The organism is Micromonospora sp. TSRI0369 (assembly GCF_001905625.1).
In the GTDB taxonomy this organism is placed as follows: Bacteria; Actinomycetota; Actinomycetes; order Mycobacteriales; family Micromonosporaceae; genus Micromonospora; species Micromonospora echinospora_A.
On record NZ_LIVU01000001.1, the window covers coordinates 49,635 to 74,544 of the forward strand.

The 24,910-nt window shown below is 72.8% G+C and carries 21 protein-coding genes; 3 read left to right on the plus strand and 18 right to left on the minus strand.

Annotated elements, in window-relative coordinates; translation table 11 throughout:
• Positions 1 to 20: 20 nt before the first annotated feature.
• From efeU to AMK25_RS00290, 13 genes are all read right to left on the minus strand, one after another.
• Positions 21 to 920 carry an iron uptake transporter permease EfeU gene (gene efeU, locus AMK25_RS00230; RefSeq protein WP_073824695.1) on the minus strand — a complete coding sequence of 300 codons (900 nt, stop codon included), beginning with the start codon at positions 918 to 920 and terminating at the stop codon, positions 21 to 23.
• Between the two features lie 175 nt (positions 921 to 1,095).
• Positions 1,096 to 2,595 (minus strand): adenosylhomocysteinase, encoded by a 1,500-nt coding sequence (ahcY, locus tag AMK25_RS00235; protein WP_073824699.1) that lies wholly within the window; start codon positions 2,593 to 2,595, stop codon positions 1,096 to 1,098.
• 299 nt (positions 2,596 to 2,894) lie between these two features.
• Entirely contained in the window at positions 2,895 to 4,052 is a 1,158-nt protein-coding gene (gene manA, locus AMK25_RS00240) for a mannose-6-phosphate isomerase, class I (protein ID WP_073824703.1), read from the minus strand.
• 3 nt (positions 4,053 to 4,055) lie between these two features.
• Entirely contained in the window at positions 4,056 to 5,078 is a 1,023-nt protein-coding gene (locus tag AMK25_RS00245; protein ID WP_073824707.1) for a cation diffusion facilitator family transporter, read from the minus strand.
• 28 nt (positions 5,079 to 5,106) lie between these two features.
• The gene (locus AMK25_RS00250; protein WP_073824710.1) at positions 5,107 to 6,303 is read right to left on the minus strand and encodes an SIS domain-containing protein; all 1,197 of its coding nucleotides are present in this window, start codon (positions 6,301 to 6,303) and stop codon (positions 5,107 to 5,109) included.
• Positions 6,300 to 6,506 (minus strand): Trm112 family protein, encoded by a 207-nt coding sequence (locus AMK25_RS00255; protein WP_030501390.1) that lies wholly within the window; start codon positions 6,504 to 6,506, stop codon positions 6,300 to 6,302. The genes AMK25_RS00250 and AMK25_RS00255 overlap by 4 nt, the downstream gene beginning before the upstream one ends.
• 198 nt (positions 6,507 to 6,704) lie before the next feature.
• Positions 6,705 to 7,673, minus strand: coding sequence for a hypothetical protein (locus tag AMK25_RS00260; protein WP_073824713.1), 969 nt, complete (start codon positions 7,671 to 7,673; stop codon positions 6,705 to 6,707).
• A gap of 105 nt (positions 7,674 to 7,778) precedes the next feature.
• Positions 7,779 to 8,498 (minus strand): deoxyribonuclease V, encoded by a 720-nt coding sequence (gene nfi, locus AMK25_RS00265; RefSeq protein WP_073824716.1) that lies wholly within the window; start codon positions 8,496 to 8,498, stop codon positions 7,779 to 7,781.
• Between the two features lie 16 nt (positions 8,499 to 8,514).
• Entirely contained in the window at positions 8,515 to 8,958 is a 444-nt protein-coding gene (locus AMK25_RS00270) for a hypothetical protein (protein WP_073824719.1), read from the minus strand.
• Positions 8,955 to 9,425: a hypothetical protein gene (locus AMK25_RS00275; protein WP_073824722.1), complete on the minus strand. Its 471-nt coding sequence runs from the start codon at positions 9,423 to 9,425 to the stop codon at positions 8,955 to 8,957. The genes AMK25_RS00270 and AMK25_RS00275 overlap by 4 nt, the downstream gene beginning before the upstream one ends.
• 4 nt (positions 9,426 to 9,429) lie before the next feature.
• A complete protein-coding gene (locus tag AMK25_RS00280) occupies positions 9,430 to 13,620 on the minus strand; it encodes a toxin glutamine deamidase domain-containing protein (protein WP_241826240.1) in 4,191 nt (1,396 codons plus the stop codon).
• A gap of 24 nt (positions 13,621 to 13,644) precedes the next feature.
• Positions 13,645 to 14,001: a hypothetical protein gene (locus AMK25_RS00285; RefSeq protein WP_073824728.1), complete on the minus strand. Its 357-nt coding sequence runs from the start codon at positions 13,999 to 14,001 to the stop codon at positions 13,645 to 13,647.
• 3 nt (positions 14,002 to 14,004) lie between these two features.
• Positions 14,005 to 14,418: a YbaB/EbfC family nucleoid-associated protein gene (locus AMK25_RS00290; protein WP_073824731.1), complete on the minus strand. Its 414-nt coding sequence runs from the start codon at positions 14,416 to 14,418 to the stop codon at positions 14,005 to 14,007.
• 78 nt (positions 14,419 to 14,496) lie between these two features.
• Between AMK25_RS00290 and AMK25_RS00295 the strand changes: the two genes are divergently transcribed.
• On the plus strand, positions 14,497 to 15,732 hold the full coding sequence (locus AMK25_RS00295) for an SUKH-3 domain-containing protein (protein ID WP_073824734.1): 1,236 nt from the start codon (positions 14,497 to 14,499) through the stop codon (positions 15,730 to 15,732).
• Positions 15,733 to 15,763: 31 nt separating this feature from the next.
• Here the strand turns inward: AMK25_RS00295 and AMK25_RS00300 are convergent, their stop codons facing one another.
• Positions 15,764 to 17,203: an aldehyde dehydrogenase family protein gene (locus AMK25_RS00300; RefSeq protein WP_073824737.1), complete on the minus strand. Its 1,440-nt coding sequence runs from the start codon at positions 17,201 to 17,203 to the stop codon at positions 15,764 to 15,766.
• Between the two features lie 142 nt (positions 17,204 to 17,345).
• On the opposite strand from AMK25_RS00300, the gene AMK25_RS00305 reads away from it, so the two are divergent.
• Entirely contained in the window at positions 17,346 to 18,782 is a 1,437-nt protein-coding gene (locus AMK25_RS00305) for a gamma-aminobutyraldehyde dehydrogenase (protein WP_073824740.1), read from the plus strand.
• A 5-nt stretch (positions 18,783 to 18,787) separates the two neighbouring features.
• The gene (gene gabT / locus AMK25_RS00310) at positions 18,788 to 20,059 is read left to right on the plus strand and encodes a 4-aminobutyrate--2-oxoglutarate transaminase (RefSeq protein WP_241826202.1); all 1,272 of its coding nucleotides are present in this window, start codon (positions 18,788 to 18,790) and stop codon (positions 20,057 to 20,059) included.
• Positions 20,060 to 20,126: 67 nt separating this feature from the next.
• On the opposite strand, the gene AMK25_RS00315 is transcribed toward gabT, so the two are convergent.
• From AMK25_RS00315 to AMK25_RS00330, 4 genes are all read right to left on the minus strand, one after another.
• The gene (locus AMK25_RS00315) at positions 20,127 to 20,786 is read right to left on the minus strand and encodes a hypothetical protein (protein WP_073824743.1); all 660 of its coding nucleotides are present in this window, start codon (positions 20,784 to 20,786) and stop codon (positions 20,127 to 20,129) included.
• A gap of 75 nt (positions 20,787 to 20,861) precedes the next feature.
• Positions 20,862 to 21,497: a M15 family metallopeptidase gene (locus AMK25_RS00320; protein WP_073824746.1), complete on the minus strand. Its 636-nt coding sequence runs from the start codon at positions 21,495 to 21,497 to the stop codon at positions 20,862 to 20,864.
• Complete coding sequence (locus AMK25_RS00325) at positions 21,494 to 22,627, minus strand: D-alanine--D-alanine ligase family protein (protein WP_073824749.1); 1,134 nt, start codon at positions 22,625 to 22,627, stop codon at positions 21,494 to 21,496. Before AMK25_RS00325 ends, AMK25_RS00320 begins: the two co-directional genes overlap by 4 nt.
• Positions 22,624 to 24,795 carry a pyridoxal-phosphate dependent enzyme gene (locus AMK25_RS00330; RefSeq protein ID WP_073824752.1) on the minus strand — a complete coding sequence of 724 codons (2,172 nt, stop codon included), beginning with the start codon at positions 24,793 to 24,795 and terminating at the stop codon, positions 22,624 to 22,626. Before AMK25_RS00330 ends, AMK25_RS00325 begins: the two co-directional genes overlap by 4 nt.
• Positions 24,796 to 24,910: the final 115 nt, after the last annotated feature.

Below are 24,910 nucleotides of genomic sequence, written 5' to 3' on the forward strand. Positions count from 1 at the left end.
TCTCCTCGGAAACGGACGGGTCAGGCGCGGGGGGACGGAACAGCGGCGACGTCGGCCGGCGCGGTGGGCGTGTCGGCTGCGGGCTCGGCGGGCCGGGCCGGCTTCGCGGGCTGGGCCGGCTTGCGCAGGAAGAGCACGAGCACCGGCACCGCGTACGCGACCCAGGCGATCAGCTCCAGCACCGTCGGCGCGGCGGTGATGTTGAACATGCCGGCGAGCAGCGCGCCGTACCAGGTGTTCGGGTCGAGCGTGGTGGAGATGTCGAAGGCCAGGTCGTTCAGGCCGGGCAGGACGCCCGCCTCCTGGAAGTCGTGCACGCCGTACTTGAGGATGCCGGCGGCCACCAGGATGAGCAGCGCCCCGGTCCAGGTGAAGAACCGGCTCAGGTTGATCCGGACCGCGCTGCGGTAGAGCAGGAATCCGATCACCACTGCGGTGGCGACACCACCGGCCAGGGCGAGCAGCGAACCGGGCCCGGTGCCGCCGGCCACGCTCTCCGCTGCGGCGTAGAAGATGAGCGCGGTCTCCAGTCCCTCCCGGATCACCGCGAGGAACGCCATGCCGGCGACCGCCAGGGAGCCGACCGCGAGCGCGTCGGTGAGCTTGCCGCGCAGCTCGCCCGCGATGGTGCGGGCAGCCCGGCGCATCCAGAAGATCATCCAGGTCACGAAGACCACTGCGGCGATCGAGGTGACCGCCTCGAACATCTCGCGCGACTCGTACGTGCGCAGCAGCGAGGTCGAGGTGTACTGGATCAGGGAGCCGAAGCCGACGGAGAGCGCCACGGCCAGGCCGACGCCGGCCCAGACCTGCGGCAGCCGGTCCCGCCGCTGCGACTTCACGAGGAACGCGACGAGGATGCTGACCACAAGTGTCGCTTCCAGACCTTCGCGCAGGCCGATCAGGTACGTGGCGAACATCAGCTGCTCCGTCGTCGCTAACTTAGGGCAGGCATACCTTCCTCCTGTTCACAGCAAACGTCAAGCTGATCGCTGTAACGTCACCCGGTTCGGCACCGACCGGCTGCTCCCGTACGCGAAAAGGGACCGGGACGGCCGCGCGGCGGCCGGCCCCGGTCCCTTCCGGAGTGTGAACTCAGTAGCGGTAGTGGTCGGGCTTGAACGGGCCCTCCGTGGAGACGCCCAGGTAGGCGGCCTGCTCCTTGGTGAGCGTGGTCAGCTTCGCGCCGAGCGCGTCCAGGTGCAGCCGGGCGACCTTCTCGTCCAGGTGCTTGGGCAGCACGTAGACGCCGATCGGGTACTCGTCGGGCTTGGTGAACAGCTCGATCTGGGCGATCGTCTGGTTGGCGAACGAGTTCGACATCACGAAGCTCGGGTGACCGGTGGCGTTGCCCAGGTTCAGCAGGCGGCCCTCGGAGAGCACGATGATCGCGTGGCCGTCGTCGAAGCGCCACACGTCGACCTGCGGCTTGATGTTCTCCCGGGTCACGTCGCTGCGCTTGGCCAGGCCGGCCATGTCGATCTCGTTGTCGAAGTGGCCGATGTTGCCGACGATGGCCTGGTGCTTCATCCGGGCCATGTGCTCGTTGGTGATGACGTCGAAGCAGCCGGTCGCGGTGATGAAGATGTCGGCCTGCTCCACCACGTCGTCGAGCGTGGCGACCTGGTAGCCGTCCATCGCCGCCTGCAGCGCGCAGATCGGGTCGACCTCGGTCACCACGACCCGGGCGCCCTGGCCGCGCAGCGACTCGGCGCAGCCCTTGCCCACGTCGCCGTAGCCCATGACCACTGCCATCTTGCCGCCGATCAGCACGTCGGTGGCCCGGTTGATGCCGTCGATGAGGGAGTGGCGGCAGCCGTACTTGTTGTCGAACTTGCTCTTCGTGACCGAGTCGTTGACGTTGATGGCCGGGAAGCGCAGCGTGCCGGCGCGGTGCATCTCGTAGAGCCGGTGCACGCCGGTGGTGGTCTCCTCGGTGACGCCCTTGATGCCGGCGGCGATCCGGGTCCAGCGCTGGTTGTCCTCGGCCAACGAGCGGTGCAGCAGTTCGAGGATGACCGCGTACTCCTCGGAGTCGGCGGACTCGACCGGCGGCACGGCGCCGGCGGACTCGAACTCGGCGCCCTTGTGGACGAGCAGGGTGGCGTCGCCGCCGTCGTCCAGGATCATGTTCGGGCCCTGCCCGTCCGGCCAGGCGAGCACCTGCTCGGTGCACCACCAGTACTCCGGCAGCGTCTCGCCCTTCCAGGCGTAGACCGGCACGCCGGCCGGGGCCTCCGGGGTGCCCTCGGGGCCCACCACGATCGCCGCGGCGGCGTGGTCCTGGGTGGAGAAGATGTTGCAGGACGCCCAGCGGACCTGCGCGCCGAGCGCGACAAGGGTCTCGATCAGGACGGCGGTCTGGACGGTCATGTGCAGCGAGCCGGTGATGCGGGCGCCGGCCAGCGGCTGGGCCTCGGCGAACTCACGCCGGATCGCCATCAGGCCGGGCATCTCGTGCTCGGCGAGCCGGATCTCCTTGCGCCCGAACGCGGCGAGCGACAGATCCGCCACCTTGTAGTCGCCCTCGGCGAGGGTGCTCGGCCGAGCCTGCGACGACGCGCCGCTGGAGGCCGCGGGGAGGGTGCTGGTCATGGAAGCTCCTGTCGAACGATGTGGTGCGCAGCCTTCCACCTTACGCGCGCGCCCCGTCCGGTCGGTGCCCGGTTGACCGAGCACACAATCGGCCGGTCGGCGGACAGCGCACGGGGCGGTCGGTCATGGACGGACTTTCCATCCACGGCCCGGCCGCCCCGCGCATCCCCCCGGTTTGGTTCCCCCGCACGTCATCGGACCTTCGTCGCGACAACGCTGCGTACCCATAGAGTCACACCGCGCCAGTGCGGCGTCAAGCTATTTCGGGAAAGTCGGACTTGCGGTTATTGCCGGAGCGCTCAGCGCAGGCCGCAGGTGGCGACGAACGCCTCACCGTCCCCGCCCAGCGTCAGCGGACCGCCCGCCGCCGTGCCCACGGCGGCCTGTCCCGCGCCGAGCGTGACCACGCCCACCCCGTCGTCCACGGTGAGCTTCCCGGCCCGGCAGAGCACCACCCGCGGCCCGGGCTGCGTCAGCCGCGCCCCCGGCGAACCGGCGGCGACCTCGACCCGGTGCAGCGCGAAGTCCTCCACCGGCACCGGCCACGTCAGCACCCCGGGCGCCACCGTCTCCGGCCGCAGCACCGGCTCGGTCAGCACCTCGAACCGGAGCACCCGCAGCAGCTCGTCCACGTCGACCCGCTTCGCGGTCAGCCCGCCGCGCAGCACGTTGTCGCTGGCCGCCATGATCTCCACACCGGTGCCACGCAGATAGGCGTGCAGGTTCCCGGCCGGCATCCAGATGCCCTCGCCGGGCGCCAGCCGGACGTGGTGCAACAGCAGCGCCACCACCACGCCCGGATCGTCCGGATAGCCGGCCGCCAGCGTGCGTACCAGCTCCGCGTCCGCCGGCGCCGGACCGTCGTCCGCCGCCAGCACGGCCGCCACCAGCCCGGCACGCTCCGCCCGCGGCCAGCTCAACAGCAGGCGTACCGCCTCCCGCAAACCCGCCGGCCCGGCGCGCAACGCCGCCACCACAGGTTCCAGCGCGGGTACGCCGAACGCGGCGATCGCCGCCGCCGACTCCCCCGGGTCGCGGAAGCCGCACAGCGCGTCGAACTCCGAGAGCGCCACCAGCAGCTCCGGCTTGTGGTACGGGTCGACGTAGTTGACCCGCCCCACGTCGGCGGCGTGCCCGGCGCGGGCCTGCTCGGCGTCGGGATGGGCTTGGAGGCTCAGCGGGGAGTCGGCGGCCAGCACCTTCAGCAGGAACGGCAGCCGGGTGCCGAACCGGCCGACCAGCCGCTCACCCAGCCAGTGGCCCGGCTCGGCCACCAGCAGCTCGGTGAGGCTGACCGGACGGCCGTCCCGCTGCACGGTGCCCGGGGCGCCCGGGTGGGCGCCCAGCCACAGCTCCGCCTCCGGCCCGTTGCTCGGCACCGGCCGCCCCTGCAACTCGGCGATCGCGGTGCGCGAGCCCCAGGCGTAGTCGCGGATCCGGCCCTGCAACAACTCCATCGGTCAGCTCCCGGGCCGCCCGGCCACCTCGTCGGCCGTATGCGCCTCACCGGTGGGCGCGGTCTCCGGGACGGCGGTCGCCGCCGCCTGCCCGGTGCCCGCCCGCTCCGCCTCCGGCGAGTAGATGTCCGGCTCCAGGTAGATCACCCGGGCGGTCGGCACCTCACGCCGGATCCGGGCCTCGACCGCGTTGATGTCGCGGGCCAGGTCCTCGGCGGTCTCCCAGGCCGGCACCGCGATCTTCGCGGCCACCATCAGCTCCTCGGGGCCCAGGTAGAGCGTCTTCATGTGGATGATCCGCTCGACCTCGGGACCACTGGTCACGGCCTGCTCGATCTTGTCCAGCTCACTCTGCTCGGCACCCTCGCCGAGCAGCAGGCTCTTGGTCTCGATCGCCAGCGTGATCGCGATGACCACGAGCAGCACGCCGATCATCGCGGTGCCGGCCGCGTCCCACATGCCGTTGCCGGTGATCAGCGTCATGCCGACGCCGAACAACGCGAAGACCAGACCGACCAGGGCGCCGAAGTCCTCCAGCAGCACCACCGGCAGCTCCGGGGCCTTGGCCCGGCGGATGAACCGGACCCAGGTCTGGTTGCCCCGGACCAGGTTGGACTCCTTGATCGCGGTACGGAACGAGAAGCCCTCCATCACGATCGCCGCGACCAGCACCACCACCGGCACCCACTGCCAGCTCTCGATCGGGTGCGGGTCGGACGCCTTGTGGTACGCCTCGTAGAGCGCGAACAGGCCACCGATGCTGAACAGCACGATCGCCACGATGAACGCGTAGATGTAGCGCTCCCGGCCGTACCCGAACGGGTGCTGGGGCGTGGCCTGCCGCTTGGCGCGGCGGCCACCGAGCAGCAGCAGGCCCTGGTTGCCCGAGTCGGCCACCGAGTGGATCGACTCGGCCAGCATCGACGACGAGCCCGTCAGGGCGAACGCGATGAACTTGGTGACGGCGATGCCGAGGTTCGCCGCCAGGGCGGCGACGATCGCCTTGGTGCCCCCGTTTGCGCTCATTCCCCGCCTCGCTCGATGCCCCGTGTGCTCACTGGTTCGCCAGCTCCTTCATCTCCGTGATGGCCGGTACCGCCATCGGGTCCAGGCCGTGTGCCAGGGCGAGGTAGATCGAGGCGAAGTCGGGGACCGCCACCAGCGACGCGAGCCGCTCCAGCGCGGAACCGCCCTCGGCGGTCACCACGTCGCAGCGCACCCCACGGCGCTCGGCGAGCGTCTGCACCGCGTCCGCGCGGCGCTCCTCCACCGCCAGCGGCTCGTCGGTGTCGTCGTCGGCGTTGAGCCCGCCGTCGCGCAGCAGCACCAGCCGCAGCCGGGTGCCGTCGGACTCGTCGTCGCCCGGGTCGGCGAAGATGTCCCGCTCGCCCTCGGCCAGGCCGCCGAACACGCCGTCGAGCAGGCCGACACGGCCCCGCCCCGCCTCGCCCAGCGCCCCGGCGACCACCGGGTAACGGGCATTGGCGGACAACGTGTCGCCGAACCGCCGAGCCGCGACGGTCGCCAGCGGCGACGAACCCCAGACGATCGGGATCGAGCCGGACAGCCCCAGCGCCAGCGACTTCGCCGGGTTGACGAAGGACTCCGCGGTCGGCCGGCATCGATCGGCGTCGGCGTCGAGCCGGGCCGCCGTCTCCGCCAGATCGGCCTCGTTGACCTTCACGAGCCCGAGGGTACGGGCGGCGAGCAGAACCGGCACGGTGAGCGCCCAGAGGCTGGCCCGGGCCGGCGCGCGCCGGGGCACCGGGATGAACGGCGCCCGGGCCCGCTCCGCCACCGACTGGAGTTGCGAGTCGGGCGCGCCCACCGCCACCAGCCGGGCGCCACGGCGGTGCGCCGCCTCGGCCGCGCCCAGCGCCTCGGGGCTGCGGCCGGACGCGCTCACCGCGATGACCACGTCCGCCGCGCCCACCCAGCCCGGCACGCCGGCGCTGCGGTGCGGGATGACCGGCACCGGGCAGCGCGGCCCGGCGACGGTGGCAAGCACGTCACCGGTACGCCCGGCGGTGCCGATTCCGGCGATGACCACCGCGCGGGGCCGGCCGTCGTCGGCGAGCACGGACAGGTTGGCCTCGGCGGCCAGCGCCGCCGACTCGCGCACCTGGGCGCCGGCGGACGCGGTGTGCCGGAGCATGCCGCCCGGATCCCGCTCGGCCAGCAGCGCCGCGTCGTCGAGCAGGGCCTCGTCTGGGCGCCGGTGCCCGCTGACCCCGGCCGTACCCTCCATCACCGCGACGACCCGCCCCGCGCCTCGTCGGCGGCGGGTCCACCGCGCGCCTCGTCCAGCAGGAGCACCGGCACGTCGTCGCGGACCTCGAAGATGCGACCGCACTCGGTGCAGGTGAGCGTCTGCGCCTGCGCGTCGTAGTCGAGCGGGGCGTGATGCGTGTCCGGGCAGGCGAGGATCTCGAGCAACTGCGGGTCCAGGGCCACGGCGCGGCTCCTTCCACGTATGTGGTCTCACCGGTCGGCGGTGCCGATCGGCGCACGCGATCTTATCGGCCAACCGGCCCCGGCACCGGGCCCCGTTCGGCCCCGGTGTCCGTCCTCCGGCCGGGCAGGTGGCGGCCACCGGGTCACGGCGTGACCACCCACCGTCACGGTAACCCCGGGAGCCGGTCGGGTTCGGCCTCAGTCCGGCAAGCGGGGCAGGACGCTTGTCGCGTCCCCGCCCGCGGGGGCCTGCGGCACCGGGCCGGGCACGGGCGGCGTCGGGCTGGGCGCGGGCGCGCCGTACACGTTGCCGGCCGGACGGGGCGCCGGCGCGCCGCCGTACACCGTTGGGGCCGGCCCGGTCGCGCCGGAACGGTAGGTGGTGGTGCTGCGTGGCAGCGGGACCGGCGGCGGCTCGGCGACCGGCCCGCCGCCGGTGCGATCGGCGCGGCTGCGGCGGAGCAGCAGGACGATGAGCGCCGCGCCGACGAGCACCAGCGCGATACCGAACCACATGATCATGGAACCTCCGAACGACGAGTCGTCGGCCGCGGCGGTGGCCGGGGCGACGGCGGCGGCGACCGGCGACGTGTCCGTCGCCTCGGCCGGCGTGGTCTCGCTCGCGCTAGGCGTGGGCGTCGGCGAGGGCTTACGGGACGGGCTCGGGCTCGGCGTGCCCACCAGCCGGGCCGACCCACCGGCCCGGCCGAGCACGTCACCGTTCGCGGCGCTCGCCTCGCCCGCCAGTTCCAGCCGCCCGCCGACGGCGCCGGCCAGGAAGGACACCCGGTAGCGCACGGTGGCGCCCTTGCCCTTGCACAGCGGCCGGTCGACCGGTGCGACCTCGGCGGTCGCAACCGCGCCGTCACCACCGGAGACCGGCACCGGCACCCAGCGGCCGTCGGCGGCAACCTGCACCCGCACCTGGTCCGCCCGCAGGCCCTCCAGCCGGAGCCCGATCGCGGTACGCAGCTGCACACAGCCGTCGGTGCGCTTGCGCACCTCGACAGTCACGGCGCCCGGCGAACCACCGGCGGTGAAGCTGCCCGCCGAGCGCAGTCCGACCCGGTCGTCCCGGGCCAGCGCCGGCGACGCCGGGACGGCGACGAGGGCACCAAGCAGCGCGCCGACAATGGCCCACCGCGCCGCGTGCCGCCCCACCGACATCCCCACCTCACCGTTGCGTCCGGACCGGATCCGCCGGTCAGGTTACTACCGGGCCCGGATGGTGCCCGCGCATCGACCACGCCACATGTGCGCCGCGCCACGCGATCACCGCCGGTCCAGGTCACCGCCGGAGACGACGGCCGCGGCGAGCGCCCGGCGGCACAGCTGGTCGGCCGTCCGGGTCGTCTCCGGCAGCCGGTACCGGGGCGTCAGCGCCAGTACCCGATCCACCGCGTTGTCCAACCCCATCCGGTGCCCAACGCTGACGAAGACCGGCCGGACGCCGTCCCGGGTACGCAGCACCCGCCCGACCACGTCGCCCTCGTCACACAGGTCGGCGCAGTCACCACGCTCCGGGCCCGGCCCCGTCCACGAACCGACGAGCGGCGTCTTGCCCACCCCGATCGCGGGCACACCGGTCACCAGACCCAGATGGCAGGCCAGCCCGAACCGACGCGGATGCGCCAGCCCGTGCCCGTCGCACACCAGCAGCTCCGGGCGAACGGTCAGCCGGTCCAACGCCGCCAGCAGCGCCGGCATCTCCCGGAAGGCGAACAGCCCCGGCACGTACGGAAAGGCGGGCCGGCCCACGCACACCGCCTCGTCCACCACGGCGAGGCTGACCGCGTCCAGCACCGTGACGGCGGCGGCGAGCAGGTCGCCGCCGGGCGCGTAGGCCACGTCCAGCCCGGCCACCGTCGCGGGCGCGCTGGGCCCGGGCCCCACCAGGTCCACCCGCGACCGCAACTCCTCCTGTACGCGCGTCGCCTCCGCCGCGTCGGCGGGCGGCACGTACGGCACGGGTATGCCTTCGTCGACGGACATGACGTTCCCGGCCGCGTCAGGAGGCGGTGGCGGCGATGGTGGGGTCGGCGGCGGGGTCACCGGCCTGCTGGAGCTGCTCCTCGAACATCACAAAGGTCCGCCGCCGGACTCCCCGGATCAACGCCTGCTCCTGGGGCGTCGGATACCGACGCTCCTCCCGCAGCGTTTCCTCGATCGCCCGGACAGTCTCGTAGAGAGCGAAGATCGGCCCGTCGCCGTGCAGATAACGGCCTCGTTCGTGCTCAGTGAGCTGAACGAACTCATCTCGCGATATCTCGTTGATCTCGTCGCCGCCGACGAAAAGCACCTTGTCGATGAGATTGTTGGCCTCGCGCCAACCGCCGCTGTCCTTGGAGAGTCTCCAGCCTGCTACGCCGCCGTCGGGGGTGGCCACGAGCTTCATGGGCGAGTCGTAGTAGTTGAAGAACTTCGGCAGCCTCACGCCCGCCAACTGCCTCATCGCGGTGGCTCCTCAAGGTCTTCGTCAGTCGACAGGCTTACGACAGTTGGGTCGGCGCCGGGATCACCGGCGCGCTGGAGTTGTTCTTCGAACATCACGAAGGTTCGCCGCCGGATGCCCTTGATCAACGCTTGCTCCTGGGGCGTCGGGTATCGACGCTCCTCCCGCAGCGCGTCTTGGATCGCCCGAACGGTCTCGTAGAGAGCGAAGATCGGCCCGTCACCGCGCAGACTCAGGCCCCGCTCCTGCTCGACGTACCAGACGAACTCCTCGAGGTTGACCTCGAATATCTCGTCGTCCCTACCGAACAGCACCCTGTCCACGAGATCGTTTGCTGGCTGCCACCGGCCGGTGTCGAGTGAGAGCCGCCATCCCGCCATGCCGCCGTCCTCCGTCCTCACCAACTTCACCGGCGAGTCGTAGTAGAGGAAGAACTTCGGCAACACAAGGCCGGCCCGGTGGGTCACTGCTTCACGCCTCTTCCTGCTGTACCGCGTTCCAGTAGATCGCCTGCGTGCGTCTTAGCAGACCATCCCGGACCGCCGTCTCCATCGTCGTCAGCGAACGACCGTCCAGCTCCGCCAGCGCGTCAATGTCCCGCCGGACCTCATACAACGCATGCTCCCATTCGGCGACGGCCTCCAAGGCTTTGAGTTGCAGGCGCAACTCCCCCACGTGCCCGTTGGACAGGCGAAGGTTCAGCAGGATGTCGCTGTGGCCACTACCGTTCGGAGCGACGAAGCGATCCTTGACATCCAGAATCATCACCTCGGGATCCTCGACGAGGTCAGCCAACGCGTCATAGATGTCATTGAGCGTGGAGAACTCCACCTTCGCTGCGGCCAAGTCTTTCAGGCGAGAAGCGTCATTCCCATATTCGACCAGTTTGTCCATGATCCGGTCGTGCCTCTTGGGTTCGGTGCGCCAGCCGGGCTTCCCCTTTTCTCCCGCAAGAACGGTAGCGGTTGCATTCAGTTCCCCTTGCGCTACAGCCGCTTCGGCAGTCAGTCCATCAAGGTATGCGGCGACGTAGGCCTGGTCCCGCTTCCTGCTCGGGTCGAACCCGTCCTGTCCGGTCGGCTGGCGCTGGGAAGCCAAGTTCCGCGTCAGCCTGAGCTGCTCAGGAGTTAGTGGGGTGGGGGAAGGGTTCGGGTCGCCCTCCAGCGCCTGCGCCTCAGGTCCGTTCCTCTCGACATCCGCCAGCACGTCGCCGAGTACGTCGATGGCCTGCTGGTGGCTGGCCAGGTGATGCAGGGTCAGCGGCCGCGCGGTCAGCGAGTTCGCGAGTTCCGGTGTCGCCAGGATCATCCGGACCAGGTCGGGCCGCTCCGCGAGCTGCCGTACCAGCGTCTCGGCCAGCAATTCCTCCCGTCGCGGCGGTGCTTCCCAGCTCTGGTCGAGCATCCGTTGAATGCGCGGGTCGGCGAGCAAGCGGCTGAGGTCGGCCGCGGCGGCGTCGTCCAACAGGGGTACGAGCCGCCGCAGCGTCGGCACGTCGGCGTGCTGCGCCAGTTCGACGGGCGTCACCCCGGCGGCGAAGGCCGCGTCCAGGCTTCCACTCTGGGCGAGCACGTCGCGTACGTAGAGCCCGCCGGCGATCCGGTCGGCGTGCGCCTGCCGGTGTTCCTCGCGTACCCGGTCGGGCTCCGGCACGACGGGCGGCGCGTTGCCCGGCGGCGGTCTGTCCGCGCGGGGGTGGATGGTGGTGGACTCGCCGAGCAGGTGGACGTGATTGAAGTCCGGCGCGTTCCCGTCGTCCGCCGGCGGCGGCTCGGGCAGGCGTGGCGGCGCCGGACGGGGCCGTGGCTCGGGCAGGACGTTGTACGTGCCGGGCGGGCGGCCGGTGACCGGCATCGGCCGGCCGTCGGGGCCGAGCACCAGCGCGTCGACGCCGACCACGTTGCCCTCGAACGCACGGCCGCTGTGGTGGTAGAGCGGCCGGTCCGCGGCAGCGCCCGACTGCGGGTCGAGGAAGAGGATCGTGCCGTTCTGGTTCAGCGCCACCCAGGCGTGCGATCCGCCACCCTCGAAGCTGGTGATGAGGAAGGCGTAGCTGCCGTGGCCGCCCGACGCCAGTTGCGCGTATAGGTCGCGGTAGCCGCGATCCACCAGCCACCGCCGCTCCTGGCCGGTGATGCCGGGCCGGTCGACCGGGCACAGGTTCTGGAACCGGCCGCCGGTGGTCTCCTCGACCCGCAGCGGTCCGTCCGCCTCGCCACCCACCGGCCGGAGCACGTCACCGTCGAGGTAGCCGTCGAAGGTACGCGGAGCGGCGACTCGCGGCCGTCCGTGGACCCAGGTCTCGAACAGGGACAGGGTGCAGTCGAGGCAGTTGATGCCCCGGGTCGCGTCCGCCGCCGGACCTCCGTCGTTCGCCAGGCGGAACCACCCGCCACGCCGGGGATCGGCGGTACGCGCGACGCTGCCGTCCGGGTTGCGGGGCATCTGCCGTTCCAGGTCGGTCTGGTGCAGCGCGAGCGGTGGCCGGAGCCCTCCCCGGCGGCCGTAGGGCCGGGACCTGTCGATCGGTTCGGGATGGCCACGGCCGGTGAGCGCCGAATGGTCGGCCGTCTCGACGGCGCCGACGGCCAGGTCCGCCACGTCGTCGTTGATGCGGTAGAAGTCGAGGTCGTCCTCGACCATCACCTGCTCCGGCACGAGTCGCCCGGCGAGGACCTGCCGAGCCTCCTCGCGCAGGTCGGCCGCCTCAAGATCCGCCTCGTGCGCTTCGCGGTGCCATCGTTGTGCCGCCACCGTCCGCCCGGTGCGACGCAGTTCCATCGCCTGCGCGGCCCAGTCGCTGGCCCGTTCCTCGTGATAGGCGGCACGTTCGTGCAGCCAGTCGGCCCTGGTCTGACGTCGGCGATCCTCGAACCACGTCCGCTGGGACTGCAGGTAACCGTGGTAGCGGCGCCGGTCGAACGACTCCCGGTCGGCCGCGAGGCGCGCGGCGCGCTCCCGGATGGTCCGTAGGTCGGGAGGCGGCGGGTCGAGCGGGCCGGGGTTGGGTGCCGGTGGATCGGTGGCGGGCCGGGGTGGCGCCAGGGACTCCAGCAGCGGAAAGCGCGGGTTCGGCGTCGGGCGGGGGTCCGGCCCGAGCGGCCCCTGGGGTGAGGCGGACTGCGGCTGTGGCGGCGGGGCGCTCAACGGTGCGGGGTGCCCGACGTCGGGGGCAGTCCGGTCCGACAGTGGTGGCGCCGCCGACTGCGGGTGCTCCCCGATCGATGGGGACAGCGTGGCCGGTCCCGCTGCCGCCTGGACCGGAGTCGATGGCGGCGGGGAGTTGCTGCCGGGCGCCAGGGGCGGGTAACCCGTGCCGGTTCGCGGGTCGACCTGCTCGGCAGGGGGCGCGACGGGCACATCCGTGATCACCGAGGACAACGTGGGGCTGGAAGCGACCGATAGCCGCGTCACGTCCGGTGGGGTGGCAGCGGCCACCGGCGGCGTCGCCGTCTCCGGCGCCGGACGCGGCGGGTCAACCGCCAGCGGGTGAGCGGCGGCAGCGTGCGGTGGGACGGGTGCGGGTGTCGGGGAGACCTGGCCCGCCACCGCTTCGCCGCCCTGGACGAGCGGCTCGGCGACCCGCTGGGCCGGAATGAGCCCGACGGGGTCGGCGACGGGTGGCACGTCCAGCCCGACCGGCGGAACGGTCAGCCCGCTCAACTGCCCGTCGAGGCGGCGTTGCAGCGCCGAGTCCGCCTGATTGGTGGTGGACCCGGCCGCACCCGAGGCGGCCGCCCGCGCCAGATCCTCCAGCGACGGCCCGTGGCCGGTGGCCAGCCCGGCCGCGGTCTCGGCCAGCGTCTCCCCGGCCATCTCCCGACCGAACCGCTCGCCGATCTCCGCAAACCGCCCGCTCGCATGCCGGCCCAGACCCGCCAGCGGCGCGACCGCCCCACCGGCGAAGCCGCCGAGAGCCGACGTGCTCACGTCGGTCAGGTCCAGGCCGTCACGTCGACCGGTGGTGTTCTGATACGTCTGGGTCGCGAGGTTGGTGCCCGCCTCCTGACCGGCCTCCACCAGGCCGCCGAGCGCCGCCCGCCGGGCCAGCCCACGGGCGCCGGCCTTCGCCGCCTCCTTCGCGGCCCGTTCGCCCGCCTCCTTGAGCCCCTGCTTGACCGCCTTGCGCGCGAGCTGGGCCACCAGGCGCTTGAAGATCTGCTGGACGACGACCCTCGTCGCGGTGATCGCGGCGGCGGCCGCCGGGGAGGCGGCGCCCAGGGTGAGCACGGCGGCCACCGCCAGGGCCAGCAGCTCCACCACCAGGATGCCCAGCTCGATCCAGGCTTCGAGCTTCGCGCCCTCGATGTCGCAGCCGCAGGAGTCGACCAGCCGGCCCAGCTCGTCGGTGGCCGCCACGAGGACGTGCAGCGGCGCGTCCTCACCTTCGGCGAGCTTGTGCCAGGCCGTGTCGAACGCGCCGGCGACCAGGCCGACGCCGCCGTACCCGCTCTTCACCTCACCGGCGGCGGCGGTGGCGTCGTCGCGCGGACCGATCAGGACGCCTGCGACGCCGTACCACTGGTCGGCCAGGTCCCAGACGGCGCGCTCGTTGCCCTCCGGCCACTCGACGCCGACGACCCAGTCGAGCGCCTCGTAGATCCAGCCGGGCACGTCCCACGGGCAGAAGTCGAGCGGGTGCGGGATCGGGCTGGGCAGCATGCTCACGCGCGGATCCTCCGGTGGTCAGCGCCAGTGCCGATGCGGGTTGTGGCCTTGCTGCGGGATCTTTCCGAGGTCACGGGCGTTGCTCAGGTCCGTCTCGACGGTGGCCGCGACCGAGCGGACGACGTCCGACCCGAGCACCTCCAGCGACCGGCCGAGAAGCTCCCATGCGCGCAGCAGCGTCTCGGCGTAGCCCTGGTAGTGCTTGTCGAAGGCGGCGCCGATGTCGTCCCGGCCCCAGGGCCGCTGCGCGCTCGCGGTCGCGATCGGGTCGCCTGTCTCCCGCCGGGCCGCGCTCATCGCCTTACCGGACAGGGTCAGGTCGGCGCCACCGCGCCGGGCCCGGTCCGGGTCCAGCCAGATCTCTCCTCCGGCCACCTGTCACTCGCCGCGTGCCAGCACGGCGTCGGCCCGGCCGAGCAGCGCGCCGAAGTCATTGGTACGCAGGAACTCGACCGACGGCGAGCCCGGGGGCAGATATCCGGAGACCAGCTCGCGGGTGGCAGTGACCGCGGCCGTGGAGGCGCGCAGAACGGTCTCGGTGATCTTCCGGCTCAACCCTCGGGCATCCCGCTCCTGGAAGGCCGCCGGGCTCACCTCGACGCTGATCAGCTCGCCCCGCGCACCGACCACAGCTGTCACCTGACCGTCGTCGGAGCGTTCGGTGACCCGCAGCTCGGCCAGTTTGACCTGAAGTTCGTCCAGACCGGACCGCAACCGCTGGTACTGGCCGTACACCTCGTCGAATCGCGTGCGTAGTGCACGGTTCGCATCCCGGTCCGCACTCTCGGCCACCGCCGCACCCCTTCCGTCACCGTGGGTAGGCCCGACCATACCGGGTGCCACGAAATCCGTGGGGTCCGGTAATTTCAAGTGGTGATCGAGCGACAGCAGGCCGAGCAGATCGCCTCGGTATGGGCCCGGCGGGACTCCGACCGCCTCGGTTTTCCCTGCACGCCGGTGGTCGAGGAGTTCGACCTGGGCTACGTGGTGTTGTCCACTGTGTCCACCGACGCGCGGGCGCTGCCCGGCGACCTGCCGACCACCGTCATCGACAAGGAGACCGGCGAGGTGTCCACCTGGCCGCGGATTCCCGCACCGGCGGTCGAGGCGATGTACCGGCAGCAGCGGCCCGCCGAACCTCGTGCGCCGCGCGCCGTCGACCCGGCCGCTCAACTGCTCCGCGAGCTGACCCGGCTGCCCACGCCGGGCGCGGCGGCGCACCTCACGCTCGACGGCCGACGGCACGTCGCGCAGGGCGCGAAGGGCGACGTCGAGGTCCGGCACCATCCGCTGGTCCAGTCCTACCTGGACGACCTACCCCCGGGCCATCTGGTGCGTGGCGGCGAGCGGCACGCCGAGATGATCGTGGTTTCCGACGCGCTGTACGAGCACGACCACCGCCGCGCCGCCGAGGGGCTCCCGCCGCTGACCATCGAGGATGCCCGCGACCTGCTCGGCACGAGCCGGATCGAGAGCTTCCGGATTCGCGAGCCCGGTGACCCCGCGGGCGGTCCGGCCGACCTCCGCTGCGAGTCGTGCATCAGGTTCCTCGTGCACCTCAACGTGCTCCCCTGGCCGGAGTTGGCCTACGCCGAGGAATGGCAGTCGGATCCGCAGACACCCCCCGAGCCCGGCCGGTTTCCCGCCGAGGTCGCGAACGCGCTGGTGATCGCGGGCTGGCGGCCGCACTTCGGCGACGAGGTTTCCGCCGCCACCTCGGTCCGTAAGGTCACCGAGGTCAGCGGCACCAAGCACACGCATGCTTCCTTCCCCGCCGCGCTTGCGACACTCACCGCCTTTCCCGGGCTGGTGACCGCCCGCCAGGGTCCGGGCGAAGCGGTGTGGATCTCGCGCTTCGAGGTACGCCCGCGAAAGATGGCCCACAGCGCCGACTCTCTCGCCGACTTCGGGTCGGTCATCGGCGTCCGCCTCTTCCCGCTGGGCAGCGAACGTCAGGAGAGCATCCTCGCCGTCGACGAGCACGGCCGGATCTTCGCTCTCGACCAGGCCGGCGAATGGTTCCTCGGCCCCGACATCGACGCCGCCCTCACCACCCTGCTGCTCGGCCGCGCCCCCGCCCGGGTCCGCGACGACGGCACCTGGTGAGGCCGGGGGCGAGTGAGCCGGGGGCGAGCGATCAGAGGGCCACGCCGGTCAGCACGGTGACCCGCGGCTCGGTGTAGTCGTCCATGGCGCTGCGCAGCCCTTCGCGCCCGACGCCGGAGCCCTTCACGCCGCCGTACGGCATCTGGTCGGCCCGGTACGACGGCACGTCCCCGACGATCACGCCGCCGACCTCCAGCGTCCGGGCGGCGTCGAACGCCACGTCGAGCCGGTGGGTGAAGACGCCGGCCTGCAGGCCGTACGCGGAGTCGTTGACGGCGGCGAACGCGGCCCGGTCGTTCGTGACCGGCGCGACCACGAGCACCGGCCCGAACACCTCCTCGGCGCACACCTTCGCGTCGGCCGGCACGCCGCTGAGCACGGTGGGCGGATAGGTCGCGCCGTCGCGCCGCCCACCGGTCTCGATGACCGCACCGGCGGCGACCGCCTCGTCCACCCAGGTCTCGACGCGCTGCGCCGCCTCGACGGACACCAGCGGGCCGACGTCGGTCAGCTCGGAGCGCGGGTCGCCGGTGCGCAGCGCCTGCACCGCAGCGACGAGCCGGGGCAGGAAGCCGTCGTAGAGCCGTTCGTGCACGTAGACGCGCTGCACCGCGATGCATGACTGCCCGGCCTGGTAGTTGGAGAACGTGGCGATGCGCTGCGCGGCGAAGGTCAGGTCCTGCTCCGCCGACCAGTCCTCGCAGATCACCGCCGCGGCGTTGCCGCCGAGTTCCAGCGTGACGTGCTTGTCCGGCGCGGCCCGCCGGATGGCCGCGCCGACCGGCCCGGAGCCGGTGAACGACACGACCGGCAGCCGCGGGTCGGCGACCAGTTCGGCGGCCCGCTCGTTGGGCAGCGGCAGCACCGAGAACATGCCGTCGGGCAGGTCCGTCTCGGCCAGGATCTCGCCGAGCAGCAGCGCGGTGAGCGGGGTGGCCGGGGCCGGCTTGACCACGATCGGCGCGCCGACGGCCAGCGCCGGGGCGACCTTGTGGGCGACCAGGTTGAGCGGGAAGTTGAACGGGGTGATGCCGAGCACCGGGCCGCGCGGCACGCGCCGGACCAGGGCGATCCGCCCGGTGGCGGCGGGGTCGGTGTCGAGTCGTTGTAGCTCGCCGGAGAAGCGGCGGGCCTCCTCGGCGGCCCAGCGGAACGTGGAGATCGCGCGCCCCACCTCCGCCTTCGCCCACTTGACCGGCTTGCCGTTCTCGGCGGTGATCAGCGCGGCGACCTCGTCGGCCCGCTCGGCGAGCCGCCGGGACACGTGGTCCAGGGCCGCCGCGCGGGCGTGCGCGGGCAGGGCCGCGGCCTCCGCTGCCACCCGGGCAGCGCCCGCGACGGCGGCTTCGACCTGGTCGGCCGTGGCGAGCGTGGTACGCCCCACCGGCTGCCCGTCGTACGGGTGGGTGACTGTCAGCTCGTCCTCGCCGTGGGCGGGGCGACCGGCGACGTAGAAGGCTCTCGGCTCCACGACCGGCAGCCTAGACCACAGGCGTCCACGCGGAAACAGTTGCTCAAACCCTTGTCTGCCTCGGATTTAGTAGCCAAGATGGCAGTCAGATTGCGATAACCTCCGCTGACCCTCTCCCCGGCCACCCTCTCGGAGACTTCTGATGAGCGACCAGCAGCAGCTGCGCAACTTCGTCAACGGCGAGTACGTCGACCCGGTGGACGGCGGCTACGCCGACCTGATCGACCCGTGCACGGGCGAGGTCTTCGCCCAGGCCCCGGTCTCCGGCGCGGCGGACGTGGACGCGGCGATGAAGGCCGCCGCCGCCGCGTTCGAGACCTGGCGGGACACCACCCCGGCCGAGCGGCAGCGGGCGCTGCTGAAGTTCGCCGACGCGGTGGAGGCCCGGGCCGCCGAGCTGGTCGACGCCGAGGTCCGCAACACCGGCAAGCCCCGGCAGCTCACCACCGAGGAGGAGCTGCCGCCGGCCGTGGACGAGCTGCGCTTCTTCGCCGGCGCCGCGCGCCTGCTGGAGGGCCGCTCGGCCGGTGAGTACATGGCCGGGCACACCTCGTACGTGCGGCGGGAGCCGATCGGCGTCTGCGCCCAGGTGACGCCCTGGAACTACCCGTTGATGATGGCGGTCTGGAAGATCGCCCCGGCGCTGGCGGCGGGCAACGCGGTGGTGCTGAAGCCGTCGGACACCACGCCGGTGTCGACGCTGCTGCTGGCCGAGATCGCCGCCGAACATCTGCCGCCTGGTGTGTTCAACGTGGTCTGCGGCGACCGCGACACCGGCCGTACGCTGGTCTCCCACCCGACCCCGCAGCTGGTGTCGATCACCGGCTCGACCCGCGCGGGCATGGAGGTCGCCGCCGCGGCGGCGCCGGACCTGAAGCGGACCCACCTGGAGCTGGGCGGTAAGGCCCCGGTGGTGATCTTCGACGACGCGGACCTGGCGGCGGCGGCCGAGGCGATCGCGACGGGCGGCTACTTCAACGCCGGCCAGGACTGCACGGCGGCGACCCGGGTGCTCACCGGGCCGGGCATCCACGAGGACTTCGTGGCCGCGCTCACCGAGCAGGCCCGCAACACCCGTACCGGCGCGCCGGACGACGCCGACGTGCTCTACGGCCCGCTGAACAACGCCAACCAGCTCGCCCGGGTGAGCGGTTTCGTGGACCGCCTGCCGGACCACGCGAACGTCACCACCGGCGGGTCGCGGGTCGGCGAGCGCGGCTTCTTCTACGCCCCGACAGTGGTCTCCGGCCTGCGGCAGACCGACGAGATCATCCAGGACGAGGTGTTCGGGCCGGTCATCACCGTGCAGCGCTTCTCCGACGAGGACGAGGCGGTGCGCTGGGCCAACGGCGTGGACTACGGCCTGTCCGCCTCGGTGTGGACGCGCGACCACGGCCGGGCCATGCGGATGACCCGCCGGCTGGACTTCGGCTGCGTCTGGGTGAACACGCACATCCCGTTCGTCTCGGAGATGCCGCACGGCGGCTTCAAGCACTCCGGCCACGGCAAGGACCTGTCGGTCTACAGCCTGGAGGACTACACCCGGGTCAAGCACGTCATGCACAACATCGAAGGCTGATCCCGGTGGCCACCAGCGAGGAGCTGCACAAGCGCCGCGTCGAGGCGGTGGCGCGGGGCGTGGGCAGCACGATTCCCGCGTACGTGGACCGGGCGGGCGGCGGCACGATCACCGACGTGGACGGGCGGGAGTGGATCGACTTCGCCGCCGGCATCGCGGTCACCAACGTGGGCAACTCCGCGCCGCGCGTGGTCGAGGCGGTACGCGCGCAGGTCGAACGGTTCACCCACACCTGCTTCATGGTCGCGCCGTACGAGTCGTATGTGGCGGTCTGCGAGCAGCTCAACGCGCTGACCCCGGGTGGCTTCGAGAAGCGCTCGGCGTTGTTCAACTCCGGCGCCGAGGCGGTGGAGAACGCGGTGAAGATCGCCCGGCACGCGACCGGGCGGCCCGCGGTGGTGGTGTTCGACCACGCGTACCACGGCCGGACCAACCTGACCATGGCGCTGACCGCGAAGAACATGCCGTACAAGCACCGGTTCGGGCCGTTCGCCGGTGAGGTCTACCGGGTGCCGATGTCGTACCCGCTGCGCGACGGCGGGCTGGACGGCGCCACAGCGGCGGCCCGCTCGATCGAGATGATCGAGAAGCAGGTGGGCGCGGAGAACGTGGCGGCGCTGCTGATCGAGCCGATCCAGGGCGAGGGCGGCTTCGTCGTACCCGCGGAGGGGTTCCTGCCGGCGTTGCGCGAGTGGGCGACGGCGGCCGGGGTGGTGTTCGTCGCCGACGAGATCCAGACCGGTTTCTGCCGCACCGGCGACTGGTTCGCCTGCGAGCACGAGGGCGTCGAGCCGGACCTGATCACGCTGGCCAAGGGCATCGCGGGCGGGCTGCCGCTGGCGGCCGTCACGGGCCGGGCGGAGCTGATGGACGCGGTGCACGTCGGCGGTCTCGGCGGCACGTACGGCGGCAACCCGATCGCCTGCGCCGCCGCGCTCGCGTCGATCGAGACGATGCGGGAGCTGGACCTGGCCGCCGCCGCCCGCCGGATCGGCGCGGTGATGGGCGAGCGGCTGCGCGCCATCGCCGCCGGTGACCCGCGCGTGGCCGAGGTACGCGGCCGGGGCGCGATGCTCGCCGTGGAGATCGTCGTACCGGGCACGCTGACCCCGGACCCGGCCGCCACGGCGTCGATCTCGGCGGCCTGCCACGCGGCCGGGCTGCTCACGCTGACCTGCGGCACCTACGGCAACGTGCTGCGGTTCCTGCCGCCGCTCGTCATCTCCGACGACGAGCTGGGCCGGGGCCTGGACATCCTGGCAGCCGCCTTCGGCTGACCCCCGGACGTGGAACACCATGGGCGTGATCTCCCCCGGGCCTGCCCATGGTGTTCCACCCGGGAACTCAGCGGATCAGCTCGACGGTGTTGCGCCGGACCAGGTTCTTGCCCGGTTCCCGGATGGCGTCCATGGCGGCGGTGTTGAGCAGCACGCAACTGCCCGACGGCCCGGTCACCGTCACTGTCACCGCCTTGTTGTTGTCCAGGTTCGTCACCCGCAGCCGGGTGCCGAACGGGAACTGACCGCTGGTGGCAGCGGGTGCCCCGCCCTCGGCGAAGAACGTGAGCGCGCCGGAGCAGACGCTGCCGCCGATCGGCTGCGCCGCACCCGGGCGGGTCTCACCCGGTTGCGCGCCCGGGGCCGGGGCGGCGGCGCCGTCGAGGCGTTCCACCACGTTGCGGCGGATGACGTTCTTGCCCGGCTCGCGTACCAGGTCCATGGCGGCGGCGTTCAGCAGCACGCAGCTCCCAGACGGCCCGGTCACAGTCACCGTGGTCACCTTGCGGTTGTCCAGGTTCGTCACCCGTAGCCGGGTGCCCACCGGGAACCGGTCGCTCGTCGCGGCCGGCGGCCCGCCCTCGGCCGAGAACGTCACCGACCCGGCGCAGACCGACCGCGCGGCCGGCGCGGTGTCCGCGAAACCCAGTCCGGTCCCCACCGAGACCGCCATCGTGGCGGTCACCGCCACGGTCGCCGCCAGCACGTGCTTGCGCTGCACCCTCACGTTCTCTCCCGTCGTCGCTGTCGCTCGACGCGTGGTACGGACGGGAGGGCCAGACCGTTCACTTCGGTCCGCGGGCTACAACGGACCGTAGCGGGTGTGTGGCGCTCCGGTCATGAGCGCCCAGTACCTGTCGCCGTAGGACCAGTGCCACCACTCCGTCGGGTAGTTCACCAGGCCCGCGCCGCTCAACGCCGCCACCAGCACGTTCCGGTTGCGCCACGCGCTCACGGGGATGTGCCGGGCCGCCGTGAAGCAGGCGTCCGCGCTCTCCTCCGGGGTGGCGTCGAGCGCCGTACCCATGTCCAGCTCCGCCCCGTCGTTGTCGCACAGAGTGAGGTCCACTGCCCCGCCGGTGCTGTGCGGGGCCACCTCGACCGGCGAGACGAACTTGGTGGTCTCCCGGTGCAGCCGGTCCGCCGGCCAGTCCGGATGCCGCCGCCGCAGCTCGTCCCGGTAGCCGGTGAAGATGTCGAGCTGCGCCCGGAACGGCCGGTAGCCCTCGACCACGAGCAGGCGCAGCCCGGCCGGCAGCGCGCGCTGCGCGGCCAGCAGCCGGTCCGCGACCCCGCGACGCACCCGGGCGTACGCCCCGGCGGGGTCGGCGGCCCGCGCGTCCACCCGCAGCCCGGGCACCTCGCGCAGGTCCACCAGGGGTTCACCGTCGTCCCGGCTGGACACCGCGGCGACCCGGGGGTCGGACAGCAGGATCACGGCGTACCCCCGGGGTGTGCGGTGGACGGCCGGGCCGCGTGGCGGGCGAAGGCGAGCGCGACCAGCCGGTCCACCACCTCGGCGTACGTGACGCCGGACTCGGCCCACACCTTCGGGTACATCGAGTGCGCGGTGAAGCCGGGCAGCGTGTTCAGCTCGTTGACGAACAGGTCGCCGGTGGCCTCGTCGTACAGGAAGTCGACACGGGCCAGGCCCCAGCCGCCGATAGCGGTGAACGCCCGCACCGACAGCTCACGGATCCGTTCGGTGACCTCGTCCGGCAGCGGCGCCGGGACGATCATCGGGTCGGCGTCGCCGAAGTACTTCTGCCGGTAGTCGAACCAGCCGCCCGCGACCCGGACCTCGCCGACCGCCGACGCTTCCGGCTGCCAGCCGCCGAGCACGCCGCACTCCAGTTCCCGGCCGGTCACGCCCTGCTCGACGAGCACCACGTGGTCGTGCCGGAACGCCTCCTCGACCGCCGCCGCCAGGTCGTCGCCGTCTGCGACCCGGGAGATGCCGATCGAGGAGCCCATCCGGGCCGGCTTGACGAACAGCGGCCCGCGCAGCCCGACGACCAGCTTCTCCGGGTCCGCCGCGGCCCGCCATGTCGGCTCGTCGAACCAGACGTACGGGGTGGTCGGCACGTCCTCGGCGCGCAGCGCCCGCTTCATCGCCACCTTGTCCATGCCGACGGCGGAGGCGAGGATGCCGCAGCCGACGTACGGCACGCCCAGCGATTCGAGCAGCCCCTGCACCACGCCGTCCTCGCCGTACGGGCCGTGCAGCACCGGGAACACCACGTCCAGTTCGGCGTGCACAGTGGCCGGGGCGTCGGCGGCGGTGACCGCGACAGTGCCGGCGGCTGCCCCGCGCCGCAGTTCCACCGCCGGGCCGGTGACCGGCAGCCGGTCGTCGATCGCCCGTCCCGCCGCCACTGTTCCGAGGTGCTGAGCGAGCACCGGTTCCGGCAGCAGCCGCAGCGCGCCGGTCCGGGTGAGGCCGAGCGCCACCACCCGGTGGCCCTGCCCGGCCAGGGCCCGGGCCACGCCCAGCGCCGAGGCGCAGGAGACCTCGTGTTCCGCCGACGGGCCCCCGAACAGGACACCGATCCGCACTGTCGACCTCATGCCGCCACTCCCGCCGTCATCCGGTCGCCCGCCAGCCGGGCCACCAGGTCCGCTTCCACGTTTCCGCCGGTCAGCACCACGCCGACCGTCCTTCGCCGCCCACCACCAGAAGGCCACGGCGTCCCACCGACGTCGCCGGGACCGGGGGCGTCGCCGTGATCGGCCGCCGTGACCGCGCCGCCGCCGGGACCGGCCACCTCGTCCAGCCGCAGCGCGCCGGCCAGCCCGGCCGCGCCGGACGGCTCGACCAGCACCTTCAGGTCCAGCAGGAGCAGCCGGAACGCCTCGACGATCGCGTCGTCGTCGACCCGGACCACCCCCCGCACGGCGGTCCGGGCCACCGCGAACGGCAGGTCGCCGACGCAGCCGGGACGCAGTCCGTCGGCCAGGCTCGGCGCCGGCGCGACAGGCGTGGGACGTCCGGCGGCCAGGCTGCGGGCGAGCGAGTCGCACCCGACCGGCTCCACGCCGTACACCTCGATCGGCGTTCCGGCCGCCGCCAGGCAGGCCCCGGCGATGCCGCCGCCTCCGCCCACCGGCACCACGAGAGCGTCCAGCGGCGTACCGCGCCGCGCCGCCTCCTCGATCAGCTCCAGACTGGCGCTGCCCTGCCCGGCCACCACGTCCGGGTGGTCGTACGCGTCGACCAGCGGGTGACCCTCCACCTCGGCGATCCGCCGGGCGACGGCCAGGCGCTCCTCGACAGTGGTGCCGGCCCGGACCACCCGGGCCCCGGCCGCCCGCGCCCGGTCCACCTTGACCGGCGCGGCGTCGACCGGCAGCACGACAGTCGCGGCCAGCCCGTGACGGCGGGCGGCCAGCGCCACCGCGACGGCGTGGTTCCCGGTGCTCTGCGCGACCACGCCGGTGTGCCCGGCGGCGGCCAGCCGGCCCACCGCCAGCATCGCGCCGCGCATCTTGTACGAGCCGCCGTCCTGGAGGTTCTCCGCCTTGAGCAGGATCCGGGCGCCGGCCAGGCGGTCGATCGCCGGGCTGTGCAGCACCGGGGTACGCACCACCCGGCCGGACAGCACGCGGGCGGCCTCCTCGACCTGTGTTCGGTCCGGCAGCGCCGGCGCGTCGATTCGGGACATGGTCTCTCCTTCGGGATTCGAGTGGGCACGGCGGCGCGGCAGGTCGAACAGCCAGCGCGCGCCGAGCGCGGTAAGGCCGCGGTGTGCGGCGAGGCTCAGCGCCAGCACGAGCGCGGTGAGCACTACCGGGTAGACGGTCACGAGCAGCGCCCGCGCGGGCCCGCCCAGACCGGGCACCGGTGCGGCGAGGAGCAGGTCCAGCAGCGCCAGCACCGGCATGTGGATCACGTAAATGGGAAGCGTGCGGCGGCCGAGCCGGGCCAGTGCCGGACCGGCCAGGCGGTGCCGGGCCAGCCGGGCGGCGGCGGTCAGCCCGAACGCCACCGCGACCACGGAGACGAGCAGGTACACGCCGGGCCAGCTCTGCGCGCCGGCCAGCGCCATCGCGGCCAGCCCGATCGCGTACGCCGCGCCGGCTGCCGCGAGCCGCCGGGTGCTCACGCCGTCCGCCCACCGTGTGAGGTACGGCTTCAGGTGCACGCCGGCCAGGAAGAACACCAGGTTCTGGTAGACCTGCCCCCGGTTGCCGGGGCTGTCCAGCAGCCCGGTGGCCGCCACCGCGGACAGCGCGCCCGCAGCGCTCAGCAGTACCACCGGGTGCACCCGGCGCAGCGCTTTCGCGATCACGAAGTAGAGCGCCAGCGCGTACAGGTACCACAGGTTCGAGGGCGTCACGGTGAGCTGGGCCAGCAGCTCACCGGGGTCGGTGGCCCGGTCGGTCGGGAAACCCGGCGCCAGCGCCAGCAGCGCGGTGTGGATCGGCAGCCAGACCGCGTACAGGTAGAGGTTCCGCGCGATCCGGGGCCGCCCGGACACCCGCCACGGGCGGGCCACCGCGTTCGCCGCGAAGATGCCGGAGATCGTGAAGAACAACGGCATCCGCAGCGGCAGCAACTGCTCGCCGAGCAGCCCCCACGCGCCCGGCACCGGCAGGCCGAGCCGCCAGTCGATGCGCAGGTAGTCCTTGACGACGACGTGCCACAGCACCACGAGCACGATGCAGGCGCCCTTTGCCACGTCGGCCCAGGCCACCCGGTCACCGGGTGGTGCGCTCCCCTCGGTACGCGTCGGCACTGCGGTCTCCTCTCCGGCCGTCTCCGGGGAAGGCGGCGGTGCCGCCGGTCCCGTCCTCGGGCAGGTGTCATCGCGGGACGCCGCGACGGCGGCTCCCGGAGTCGTATGTGGGGTG

What these genes read in the sequence shown, in the direction of transcription:
- efeU (WP_073824695.1), bottom strand. Translation starts at nt 920, where the DNA reads ATGTTCGCCACGTACCTGATCGGCCTGCGCGAAGGTCTGGAAGCGACA.
- ahcY (WP_073824699.1), bottom strand. Translation starts at nt 2,595, where the DNA reads ATGACCAGCACCCTCCCCGCGGCCTCCAGCGGCGCGTCGTCGCAGGCT.
- manA (WP_073824703.1), bottom strand. Translation starts at nt 4,052, where the DNA reads ATGGAGTTGTTGCAGGGCCGGATCCGCGACTACGCCTGGGGCTCGCGC.
- AMK25_RS00245 (WP_073824707.1), bottom strand. Translation starts at nt 5,078, where the DNA reads ATGAGCGCAAACGGGGGCACCAAGGCGATCGTCGCCGCCCTGGCGGCG.
- AMK25_RS00260 (WP_073824713.1), bottom strand. Translation starts at nt 7,673, where the DNA reads ATGTCGGTGGGGCGGCACGCGGCGCGGTGGGCCATTGTCGGCGCGCTG.
- nfi (WP_073824716.1), bottom strand. Translation starts at nt 8,498, where the DNA reads ATGTCCGTCGACGAAGGCATACCCGTGCCGTACGTGCCGCCCGCCGAC.
- AMK25_RS00270 (WP_073824719.1), bottom strand. Translation starts at nt 8,958, where the DNA reads ATGAGGCAGTTGGCGGGCGTGAGGCTGCCGAAGTTCTTCAACTACTAC.
- AMK25_RS00280 (WP_241826240.1), bottom strand. Translation starts at nt 13,620, where the DNA reads ATGCTGCCCAGCCCGATCCCGCACCCGCTCGACTTCTGCCCGTGGGAC.
- AMK25_RS00305 (WP_073824740.1), top strand. Translation starts at nt 17,346, where the DNA reads ATGAGCGACCAGCAGCAGCTGCGCAACTTCGTCAACGGCGAGTACGTC.
- AMK25_RS00325 (WP_073824749.1), bottom strand. Translation starts at nt 22,627, where the DNA reads ATGAGGTCGACAGTGCGGATCGGTGTCCTGTTCGGGGGCCCGTCGGCG.